Origin of the sequence: Nocardia sp. NPDC019395 (assembly GCF_040632335.1) — a bacterium.
Lineage (GTDB): Bacteria > Actinomycetota > Actinomycetes > Mycobacteriales > Mycobacteriaceae > Nocardia.
Genome location: NZ_JBEYBT010000009.1, coordinates 99,577 through 112,145, shown reverse-complemented (window position 1 = coordinate 112,145; position 12,569 = coordinate 99,577). Strand labels below are relative to the sequence as shown.

Annotated in this window: 1 protein-coding gene (running past both ends of the window); it reads left to right on the top strand. The window is 64.6% G+C overall.

This entire window lies inside a single protein-coding gene on the top strand: locus ABZ827_RS20725, encoding a LuxR C-terminal-related transcriptional regulator. The 67,629-nt coding sequence extends 30,477 nt beyond the window's left edge and 24,583 nt beyond its right edge, so the window shows coding positions 30,478–43,046, spanning codon 10,160 (complete) through codon 14,349 (partial); the first complete codon in view begins at position 1. Both codon boundaries (start and stop) fall beyond the window edges.

The window sequence follows — 12,569 nt, the reverse complement described above, 5'->3', positions numbered from 1 at the left end:
GGCGTCGATGGGCAACCGTCGCCGTTGCACGGTCCGGATAAACCGCTCGGCGTTCGGATGGTCAGGCCGGTGCTCGACGAGTCAGGCGAACTCGGGGTGAAGCTGGCCGAGTTGCCGGGCGGCAGCACGTTCATTCGTGACGCCACCGACGTGTTGCAGGCTGCCTATACGGCGGTAGGCAACGAATATACGTGGGCAGCGGCAGAAGTGGTCAAGGCAGCGGCCCGGGTGGACGCCGATGTGGATGAGCTGAGGTCGGACCGGCGCGAGCAGGAGCTGACAGCCGTACAGGGACGTCTCGACGAACAACGGGTTCAGCACGCAGAACGCTATATCGCCGAACTCCGGGCGGCGGTTGATCGTGAGAGTGAACTCGCTGCGATGGTCGGCCGGCTCAACGAGTTGACGACGGTGTCGAATACTTCGACTCCGTGGCGATACCGCCTCTTGATCGAACACGCTGAGGCAGTGATCTATCGGTTCCGGGCGTCGGAGGAGCTTCGGGAGGCGGCCTCGGCGGGCGCTGATCTGGCGGCGCTGGATCGGCGGTTCCAGGCGTCCACAGAGCGGGTTCGGTCGCTGGAGGATGCCCTTGTAGAGCATCAGGCTGTAGTGGAAAGCCGCATCGGCACAGTGGATCTGAGTGATCCTCACCTAGAGGAAATTCGGCGGCATCTGTCCAGTGGTGATCGAGAACTGACCATAACGATCGTCTGGGGTTGCGAAGGAGGAGTGGAAAAGGTTGCGGCCCTCCTAGGGGATGTGCTGCGGGAACAGGGTTGGCGAGACGCGGAGAAGATCGCGGCGGCGACGGAGCTCGTTCGTAGCGCGGGTCTGGACGCATTGCGGTTCATCACAGACTTCCCCGCAAAATCGGAACTGGACCTCGAGGGCCGGCACTTCCGGCTGAGCGGCACACTCTCCGCCTCTCGGCCCGGGTATGCCCGCGAGGACGTGGGTGTGTTGGACATGCTGGAGCCGAAGGTCGACCTGACGGTGCGACTGCCCGTCGGGGGTGACGTCCGATCCCTGCAACTGGCGGTCGAATGCGATCAGTACCGGCCGATGGGGCCGGTGTGGTCGCCCGTGGGGTATGCGGTTCCGCAGCACAGCGCGGCCGCGGTCGGTGATGATGTCCGGCGGTCATTGCGGGCCGCCACCCGGTCGGATATCGATCAGCACGGTGAAGTGTGGGCATGTTTCGAGGAGTCGCGTAGTGCGGGTGAGCCCCCGGGAAATTCCGACGATAGTGCCGTGCCGGCTGCCTCTCTTGACCCGACAAGCGAGTGGACGGCCAAAAAACGGATTGTCGATAAGGCGTACGACGATGACCATATTCGGTTCATCGGATGGGAGGCCGACGATATCCGGGCGGACAAGCTGGCGTCCGCAGCGCGCGTGCTGCACGACAGGGTCCGGGAATACAACGGCCGAAACGGCCTTCGAGAAGTTCATTTCGTCGAACAAGCTCGACTATGGCATGACGGCCGGATTGCCGCGGGCCTGGCGAGTGCTCGCGGAACTCGATTCGACGACGGGTACGAGAATTTCTACACGGTCCTCGAGATCGACCGGCGAGTACTGACCGACGAGGAGTGGTCCGAGGAGCTCCTGCGGGTGAACGAGGAACAGCGCTGGTTGGGCTGGTCGGGAGACCTCGTGTCATACATCCTGTACCACGAATTCGTCCATGTGGTGGACCTGTTCCACCGGATCAGCGACGGGCACTACGACCTCATACATCATGGGCTGTTCCTGGCCCACAGCATCTATCGAGACCACTCGTTGATGTCGCAAGACAGTGCCTCCAGTTGGTTGGAGGAGTTGCTGCCGCTCTATCCACAAAAGAATGTGAATGCCCAGGGCGAGCAGTACAGCGACTGGAAGAAGAAAGAGGCTCTGGCCGAGGGGGCCGCGTCCGGGGGGCTCGATACGACGTTGCCCCTGACCCATCCATCGCGGGTGATGCACGCCATGTCGCATCGATTGGACGTGGAGGTATTCGCGAGGACCATGGTCGCGTGGGAGCTGGCGCGCCGGCGCAACCAGAAGCAGGTCGCAGCCGCCAGGGCCGAACAGGAGCAGGTCGACGCTGCCGGGAACCGCGGATTGCTGCGACGGTTGTTCTCGAAGGTGCGCGGCCGGGGTGACGGAACGTCCGAGCCCCTGGCGAACATCAGTGCTCAGGATGACGGCGCGTCGGAGACCTCCGAGAACGTCAGGTGGCCGCACCAGGACAACCAGTGTCTTCCATTGACCTTGCAGGACATCGGTGCAGTGACGGGCCGTGACGATCTGGGTGGTTTCACCGCCGGTCTCGGCGGTATGCAGGTCAAACCCGTCGAGAAGGCGATGGGCGGACGTAAACAGAAATTCGCGGATATCGACGAGGCCGTCGGCCGTTTGAAGGCGTGGGGCTTGCGCGTCGACGCGGAGAATCAGGGCATCGACCCGGACGGTGATCTCAGCGCAGTCCGCCCCGAGGCAGAGGTCGGCCTGCTGGTCTTCGAGCCGACGCATGGCGACAGTGATGGCGAGCGCGGGGAAATCGGGCACGCGTATTGGCTGGTTCGTAAGGTGGACCCGGACGGGACTGTTCGGATCGAGAAGCGTGATCCGGGCATGGGGGTATTGCAGCCCAATATCGTGCCGTCGCCGGAAGCGGCTGGGCATCGGGTATACGGCATATTCCTCGACACCGATGGTCAGCGGGTGGAAGTCGCCGACGCCGACGGTGTGGTGCGGTCCAGCCGCCGCAACTTCTCAGTCGGTGCGTCCGATCCAGCGGCACCGAGTTCCGCCGCGAACTTGCTGGGCGAACACCTTGCCGAGATGCGGCGCAGGTCCGTCGGCCAGGCGAACGCCTTGCGTAATGAGGTAAGAGATGACTTCGCCCGACCTGGCAGCGCCGGAGACGCCGCCGAAATCCTGACGTTCGGGTCCCCGTCGTGGGCGGAATTCTATGCCGAACTCGACCGACGGCGTGTTGTTCTGGCCGCCGTGATGGAGATCTCGCCGGAGCGATTGATCGGCGAGCTCGAGGTCGAACAACAGGTCGGGAATCTGCGGGCACAGCAGGACAAGACAGAGAGTCTGAATCTCGCGGAATTCCGGTTCATCAGCCAGTATCGAGTGGCCGAGAAGGTCGGGCGCATTCACCAACTCGAGCTGCGGGTCCAGCGGATTCGTGCGCTGGAGGAGGCGCTGTACGAGGCTGCCGTACGAACTGAGCAGGGTGTGGGATCGCCCGACGAATACCGCTTGTTGACCGTCCAGGCTGCTCAGCTCGACGCGTTGGCGCACGAGGTACAGGAAGCAGAAGTCGAGATCGTTCTCTGGCCGGCTGACGATATCCGTGGTAACTGGACCAGCCTCCGGCAGAAATACGGGGTGCGCACCGATGGCACGCGGAAGGCCGAGCAATCCGTGCTCCAGAGCGAGCAGACCGTCCGGCGTTGGCGCGAGATGCACGACCGGGCCGGCGAGCAGCTGCACGCGCTGACCGGAGAAGATCCATCCGAGCTGTCGGATGCGCACCTGGCCGCTCTCGCGTCCGAATATGTCGAATCGACGGACGACCGGGCCGGTCTGGATGCACACCAGAGCCGGAATTACGAAATAGCTGAATGGGCACTCGAGTTCGTAGAGACGCGACTGCTGCTCGATACCGAAAGTAAGAGGATCTACCGGGACACTCGGCGCCAGTTCGCCAACCGGCTCTTCGATGACCTGGTCGCGGAGGCCGTCGAGGATTCCTCGAGCGTTGATCGAGTGGATGACAATGATGTGCTCGGCCCCGAGCTGTCCAGGTTCGGTCATGAGGCGGTACACCGGCGTGGTTTCGCTCGTAATGAGCTGATAAAAGGTCATTCCGAGGTTCCTGTCGATCTCGACAACGCCCGCGCTGAACTCGAACGATTGCGGCCACTGCAGCGGTCCGCTATTGCAGCGACAGCGACCCTGCTGAAGCGGGACCCAGTGGAGCTGACCTGGAAGCAGCTCGAGAACCTGTCCTGGGACTTCGATGCTCTCGATGAGCCGATGCGTCGTGCCGCGGGGAACTGCGCACGTCTTGTGAAGGCGGTCGACCGGCTGGAAGTCATGATCGCCGCGGACAGCCGGACGCGGAATGTCGATGCGGCGGAGCCGGCCGCGCGTCGAGCGCAGGCGAAATACACGATCGCTTCCATCAGGTTCGGCGATATCCGACGCGAACATCTCGCGCTGTCCGGGCGGAATATCGAGCCGGGTAACCCTGGGCTGCGTGAGTTGAACCGAGCTGCCGCGGAACTGGCGCAGCTGACCGCCCGGATCGCGGACTCGCGCGAATTGGCCGCGAAGTTCTACAGGGTCAGGAGCAGGCTGGGGGTCGCGAACCTGCAGATCGACAACCTGGGTCGGGCCAACTCGATGAGGGCGGCGGATCTGGTAGGGCTCGAGTGGACACCACAGCGGGTGCATCCGTTCCGCGAACGAGCTCGGCAGGAACTGTCGGAGGTTCTGGGGCCCGACGGCGTCATAAGGCTGCCCGGGGGCCCGGATGACGTCGTCACGGTGCAAGTCGACAGCATCGCTGCCGACCAAGTGCAACAGCTACTGCTTCAGCTGCACGACGAGCGCCGCCCCGAGCATGACCCGTTGCTCCAAGCGGTCGAAAAACTGCACCGTTTCGACGAAATGATGACTCTCGCGGCCGAATGTGTCGAACTCCAGGCACAGATGGTCACGCACGAATCCGATCTCGACACCCGTCTCGCGACGCTGACCACAAGCGCTGCGGTAGACACGGTCGCTGACGGGCGAGCACGGTACGAACCCCCCGACTCCGCCGATGACTCGACGGCTGCGGAACAAAGCGGGACCGGCTCGGATCATCCGGCCGCCACGATGCCGACAGACAGCCAAGAGGCGTGGTTGATCCGCCGGTTCGGCGATCTGGAACAGCTGCGCGAATTGCCGACCACGCAAGAGGAACCCGACGTCGCGGCCTACGCGATCCCGGTGCGTGGTGAGGTGCCGGAGTTCTCGCGTGGCGGGCCGAAGAATTGTTTGCCGGTGGCGGGCCGGGATGCGTGGGTAGCGGCGGGTCGTCCGATGCCGGAGGGATTGGCCGGTTTCGATGCGGGACTCGATGGGGTTCTGCTGAGGGATGCGCCCGGTGTGGTGGGTGTCGGATTCGACGAGGGCATCAGGTCGTTGGTGGGTGCGCGTGACCGGGTGGCGGCCGAGGGGGGTGCGGTTGTTGCGGTGTTGGTGTACGAGGGGGTGGATGGGCGGCCGCCGGAGTGGGGGCATGCGGTGAATATCAAGCGTGGTTCCGATGGTGTGGTGCGGGTGTTCGAGGAGGGGATGCCGGGCGAGGGGGTTGCGTTCGATGAGTGGAAGCCGCCGGAAGGTGTGATCCTCGGCGCCGACGGGGAGCCGTCGGTACTGGCGATGCGGGTGGCGACCTTGCGTGCTGAGGATTCTGATGGTGTGTTGCCTTCTTGGGCAAGGGAATTCGAGAGTGTGCGGGTCGGTGTGCGGGCAGAGGTCGGCGCAGTGCCGTTCAACGAGCGGCTGAGCATGGCATACAGGTCTGGTGAGCCGGTCGTCACTGTGCTCGGCGAGTCAGGCGATATCAGGGTGGAGTTGGCCGAGTTCCCGGACGGCAGCAAGTTCATTCGCGATGCCACCGACAGCGAGGACTTGTCCGGCGCGCACCTCGCGAACCGCATCGAGCAAAAGGCGGCGGGCGCGGTTGCGCGGATGCTGGAAACCAGTCGGGAAGACCCGGATCTCACCCCCTGGGCTGAGGCGGCGCGCGCAATGGCCGACGCCGCCGCTGACACCAGGGTATGGGGTCCTCCCCCTTGGAGATTTGCGGATCCGAGCTTCTACAAGGGTATGGAGCTCTACCGGGATATGGACGAGGCGGAGTACCGTCGTCGCCTGGCCGCAGATCCGCCCGAGCCTGATTCGCCGGCTGGGTTGCTGCGCGGCCTGGTGGACGTTGTGACCGGAGCCGCGGACAGTCGTTACACCGCCCGGTTCCGTGCCGATACCGCGAGCGGCGAAGAATGGTTGGACCACGGTGTCCCGCGCCGGCTCGTCGCCGAGATGTGGCGGTATGTGGCAGCCCTGCGGCACGAGTTCTTGGACCAATGCCCGCCGGATTCCGAAATCGAGATGGCAAGGTACCTCGCATACCAGCGGGCCATGACCACTTTCCAGCAGCTGGAGCGACATGGTCCGCAGACCCCCGAGGAAGCACTGGCCTCGGCGCATTTCCTCGCCGAACCCCAGGCGCGTGAGCGCCGTATCGCGGAGCTGGTAGGAAACCACCCCGAACTTGCGCCGCTTGCCGGCCAACGGCTCGAGCACGAGGTCAGCGCGGCGCTCGGCGAGGAATTCGACGGTGTACACGCCGCCGTCGAACGGCTCGAGCGAGAGGAGGGTCGGACTTACCCGCCTGCGGACCCTGCCGAACGGGACCGATTCATCGCCCATCCTCGCGAGCGCGAGCGCATGATGGTGGATCTGGCTCGCCGGGACCCTGTTTTGGCTGCCGAAGCCAAAGCAACCCTGGTCCGAGAGTTTTACGGGGAACTCCCGCGACCGTACCCGGATCTGACGATCACTGGCCATGAGTACGCCGATGTCGATGTCGGCGCGGTCCGTGACGCCTTGCGCGGCTTGGCGACGATGCTCGCGCGGCTCCCCGATCTAACCGGCCATCCCCTGAAGATGTGCTTCGAGTACCCGTCGATATTGCGTCGACATGGTGAGGCCCAACCTCTCGAGGATGGGTCGTACGTCATCAGGCTCGACAGGTGGGATGCGGCCCACCCGGATGAGTTTGCCGGCAAGGCCCGTGGAAGTGCCGAGACCGGTTTTCACGGCTATGGCACGGGACGCAATTTCTACAACATCGTCCTGCACGAGGCGACCCACGTGCTCGACTTCATCTGGGGCAAGGCTTTGGGGCTGGATTTCGGTCTGAGCCACGATCTGGAGGATGTGCTGATCGCGGTGCACTCGATCGTGGAGAAACGCACGGGAATATCGCGCTTGGACTGGTTCTCGCTGCTGTCCGGATATTCCTTCACTATCGCTTTCGATCCGGATTCGAAAACCCTGACCTTCATCAACATCCTCAATCCTCGCGAGGCGCTCGCCGAGGGCATGGAACAGGGGGAGACGTTCGGTGGGATGGTGGGTTCCCCGCAATGGGCGATTCGCGAGTATGCCGCCACCGGGCGTGTCCCCCACATTCCCGACGATGTGCCGATTCATTTGCCGCCGCATCCGCTGGATTCGCCGCTCGTCGGCTCGCCCGCCCGAGTCGCAGAGGTTCTGCGCGCCCAATACTGGCGCGATGTACTGGACCCGATATCGGTCGGCGATGCCGAGACCCTGCGTGACCTCATATCCGCGGCTTCCGCCGCGGATAACACCCGGTTGCGTCACCGGCAAGCAGTGGCCCAAGAGCTTCGCGATCTAGGTCCCGGCGCGTCCGCACTGGTCGCGGACGTGAGTTATACCTATGGACGCGTCGGCTTCCGATCCGAAATCTATGTAATGCGCAACATTGCCAACAAGATCTATCGAAGCTTGGAATCCGGTGAACTGCAACAGCTTTCCGAAGCGGAATCCTCCCTGGTCGAGCTCGAGGAAGAACAGCGACGGCCGGGCGTATATCAGACGCGGTCGATAGTCTACGACCCCCGCGGTGAGATCGTCCCGCCGCGGCGGCGTTTGGTGGTGCCCAGCCCCATCCCGCCGGAACGCATCCGGACACGCGGCATGGATTCCGCTCCGGACCGTTCAGTCCCGCCTGTCGAGGGCGGGCGGCCTTTGCGCGGCACACCGGACTCCCACGCTTCGCCGGGAATGCGTCCTGCCAGGCCTGCCGCGGTGCTCGCCGAAGCGTTCATCGCGCTGACCGGAACCGCCGAATCAGACCCCGTTGTCGCATTCATTGCGAACCTGTCGAACGCTGCCTACACCCGCGCTCTGCAGTCACTGACACCGATCCAACGCGAAGCTCTTGCCACACACGTTATTGCGGGCCGGACGCTAGTGGAGACCGGCCGAATCCTGTATGGGTCGGGTTATGCGGCGAGACCGCGCGGGGAAACCATGGTGCGAACCACCGTGTCGGGTGCCCTACGTCGCTTCGCTCGCTCGGTCGCCGAGGAGCATCGGCTGCCCGGTTATCGCCCGCATCTCACCGGGCGGGAGATTCGCGTCTTGGCGGGCATCGCCGATGGCCTGCAACCCGTCGATATCGCGGCCGTCGAGGTGGTATCGAAGCCTACGGTCACCAACACCACCAGGAGGATCGCGCAGAAACTGGGAGTCAAGGGGCAGGCCGCCTCGATTGCCGAAGCAGTCCGGCAAGGATTTGTCGATATCACCGGTCTCGGGCCCACCACCGATTCCGAGACGGTGGGGCTGTCTGCCGACCAGGTGACCCTGCTGACCCTGGTTGCCATGGGGCTGAGCGATGAGCAGATCGGTCCCCCTCTGAAGATGACCGAATCGCAGGTGAAGAATCACTTGGACAGCATCGGCGAGCTGCTCGGCATCCGTGATCGTGCGGCAATGGTGGCGATCGGTATCGGCATCGGTGCGGTCGACGTCAATGCCGGCGACTGGGCAACCTATGCCGGGCTGCGGCCTGCCGGAAATATGCTGTCTGCGCGCGAGCGATCCGTCCTGGAACTCATGGCACAGGGCATGTCGAATTCGGATATCGCACAAGACCTGGATATATCGATCGACACCGTAGAGACCTACGCCAAGCGGGTCTTCGCCAAGCTCCGGGTATCGAGTCGTGCCGAGGCGGTCCGGGTGGCTGAAGACCAGCTCGGCGACGGTAGCGCAATCGGCGTCGCCGATCGGGGTGCGGTTCCGCCCAGCAGCGACGGCCTCGATACGCACGGTCGGCCGCGGATGGTGGATATTCCGCCCCAACCTGGGTCTGTGGACAGCCGTCGCTGGTGGGGACTCGGCCCGAAACCCGGCGCGCTGCCCGACCCGATGCCGCCGCTCGCGGAGCTCGGGTATCAGGGGCAGCCGTTGCGTGGCGACCCCGATCGGCTCGACGATGCCGTGGGACCCGACCGGGTCGACTTGATCACGTATCTCGGCCGGCCCCTCGCGGTGGCCAAGACTCGCCGGGAGAGCAGGCAGGATGGGACCAACCGCAGAGCCCGTATCGCGTGGGAATTCGATCGAATGGCTCAGCTGGGAGTCGTGCCCGAAGTTCGTGAATGGGAAGGCAAGTACGGCCCGGCGCTTCTGGTGGAGTACGTGCCGAACGAGGGTGACCACAGTGCGGAGAACCTCGAGGCCCTGGACATCTCGGAACTCTGGCTGGACCCGGTCGCTGTGCTGCACATCGTGTTGGCGGAAAGCGACGGGATGTCTCCCAACACGCCGCTGGTGCTGAACCGGGACGCGCCCGAGGACGCGCCGGACCACGAGCGGCGGGGGATCATCAGTTACGACCACGAGGGAATCCTCGAGGGGCTGGATCCGTCCGAGCGAGCCGCCGAGGGTTTGCCGGACGACGATCCGAGCATCTGCTCGCCGGTGGTGCTGGCGGTGATCGGCAAGCGGATCAACGAAGGGCTGTTGGAGCGGCTTCGCGCGATCGACCTCGAGGATTTCCGCCACTTCGTTCAGGGGTACGGATTCTCGGAGACGGTCGCGCGCGGCGCGGTCGGCCGATTGGCGGAAATTCAGCGGTATGGCCGCATCACCGGCGAGAGCTGGCCGTATCCCATCTCGGGGAACTCCCTCGGTGACGAGCTCGGCGAAAAGCCCAGCGACGCCTATCTCGCGCTGGAGAAGGCGATGCGCCGCCTATCGGACGAGCTGGCGGGATACGGGGTGTCGACGGACGGCCTCGGTGACGACGAGCTGGCCGCCTTGATCGACAGCGAAACCGACGAATTCCGGCTCGGCGCGCTCGTCGCGTACCGGGGCGTCACCGGCCGTTTCCGGATAGAGGCGGAGAAGCTCGACCATCGGCGAGCGCACGCGGCCTGGTCGGAGCGCGAGCGCGCCGCGACACAGGAGCAGGGCCAGGCCGTCGGGCCTGTTGTGTCCGTGGAGTCTGCGCTGGCGGGTCTCGAGCGGGCGGGTGTGCGGGTCGATGATTCGGTATCGGATACGCAGCTGTCCGGCGAGGCTGTGACCGAGCTCGCGGATGCGTTGCGCACGGCCGAGATCGGCGCGATGTTCCCGAATCTCTCCTTGACGGTGCGGGAGACTGCCGATGGTGGGCCGTTCGAGATCCTCCGCGACGGCGAGCAGGTGCGGGGGCTCGCGGTACATCCAGACGTCCTGACCCCTGGCGAAGAGTCGCCGCTGCTCCCGAACGCCATATGGGGCGATCACCTCGAATTGTTCGAGGGTCGACCGGTCTATTGTGCGACGCTGGAGGTGTTCGGACGGCTGCTGGCGGGCCGTGTCGCACCGGGTCGGCTGCTCGAAGAGCTGCAACGCGGCTACGACGGGTTCTCCAAATCCCGCAGTACCGTACCGGATTTCGCAGCCTGGGCGGGACCGATTCCGGTCGGCGAGCTGGACCAGGATGCGGCGCTGGGCGTCGCCTTCGCCGTGAGCTTCCAGGATCTGCTCCGGCCGCGTCGCCCGCTGGGTATCGCATACACCCTGATATCGGAAGCCGTCACGGGTGGCGGTGACGGCACCGATCCGTCGCGACACCCGCAGGGCGACCGACGCGGCGCTGAGGATCAGGGGAAGTTCTTCGCGTTCGACGAGCAGTTGAATCCGGACGCATGGGCCGTGCGGCACGCTGCGTTGCTCGATGACCCGGCCGGGGTCGAGGATGTGCTGGGAGAACTCGCGGGCAGGTCGAGGCAGATATCGCCGCCTCGGCCATACGGTCAGGACACGTGGTTCTGGGCGGACCCGAATCTTCCCGGGGCCGGTGCGTACGCGTTCGGGCCACGCGATCCGGGCGCGGCCGGTATCCCGGGGATCGAGAGCCTCGCCGGGACGCTTCATCCCCATACGAGTGAGGCCGCCCGGGCCGGCTTCGGTCGTACAACGACCGAACCCGAGGTCGCAGGGAAGGGGCAGGAGGCCACGCCACCGGCCGAAGGTGACGGTGTCGTGCAGTGGTTGAACGTCGAAGACGACAAGCGGGACGGTTCCCGTGGACTCTTCAACTGTGGTCCGCTGGTGCAGTGGTTCGTGCGTGATGCCGCACCGGGTGATGCGGGTGTATCGATGCGTCCGAAGGATACGCGCGACCGGTCGATCGCTGTGTCGGGTATGGACAAGGTCGAATTCGTCGACGATATGAATATCGGCTGGGCTGAAGAGCATTTCGGTCACGGAGCCACCGGTCTGAAGAAGATGTACAAGCATGTCCACGACCACGGTGGTGTGTTGGTCGGTGGTGTGGATCGGTCGGGTAAGGGTCTCGGTCACGCTTTTGCTGTCGCGAGGGTGGATGAGGATTTCGCCAGGAAGTTGAACGCGTTGCCTCCCGAGGTGCGCGGGCCCGACTTCGAGATCGGTGAAGTGGTCGTCTTCGACAATGCCGCCGGTGGTTTGCTACGCGGTGATGTGGTCGACGAATGGCTGGCGTCGGGCTGGGCGGGGTCTGCGGAAGTGCATGTGGCGGGGCTGGACGTCAACGGTCGCGTGGCTCTGGTGGATGCCGATGAGCTCGCCACTGAAGTGCAGCGGAAGCGCGGTCCGGCGAGCAGGGTTGGTGTAGGACCGGAGGAGTCGCCGGATCCCGCGGATGTCGGGCTCTCCGACGGCCCGTTATCGGATCAGCGGGCCGACGGTCCACGCGCTGGACCACGTATTCCGCCCAAGTTGAGCGGGTCGTTGGTACAGCATTCGGCGAAGGAGTTCGCGGCCCTCGCGCGATTCAAGCCGTTCAGCGACGATCCCACCGGTCTGGTGATCGGTGTCGGACCGGACGGGGGTGATGCCACGGTCATTACGGAGGAGACGACAGCCGAGGGCAGGCAGCAGGCGTCACTGCAGGTGCATGTGCTCGAGAAGCTCGGAGTCCTGCCCGAGGATATGCATCGGGAGTTGGGGCTTCCCGGCTCGTTCCGGATCAGCTACGGGGATCTGGTTGTCGATGTCACGGCCGCCAGCTATCGCGTCATGCCGGACTCCGACATCGTCAGCGTTTATATCGCCTACCGGGATGTGGATCGTGGGCATCCGGATTTCCGTCGTTTGCGTCGAATGATCATCGATCCGATTGTCGAGCGCTTTCCTGGGCGAGTTCTCGATGTCGCGGAGTTGGTCGAGTCGGAGGCAACCCAGCCCAGCAGTCGAAAGGTCTACCCACTCGAGCCGATTGCGAAGGCCTCTGATTGGACTCTGGTCGGTGACGATTTGTGGCGCAGTGAGTTGACTCTGGGTGGGGAGGGCCTTTCGGCTTCGCAGCGTGTGGATGGGCTGAAAGTTCTGGGCACGTGGTTGGTCGAGGCGCTGCAGGACTGGGGTCTGCTGGCTGGTGATCAGTTGGGCGCGGCATGGCTTGCGGCCGGGGATCTGGTGTCGGAGTCTGTGGAGGAAAC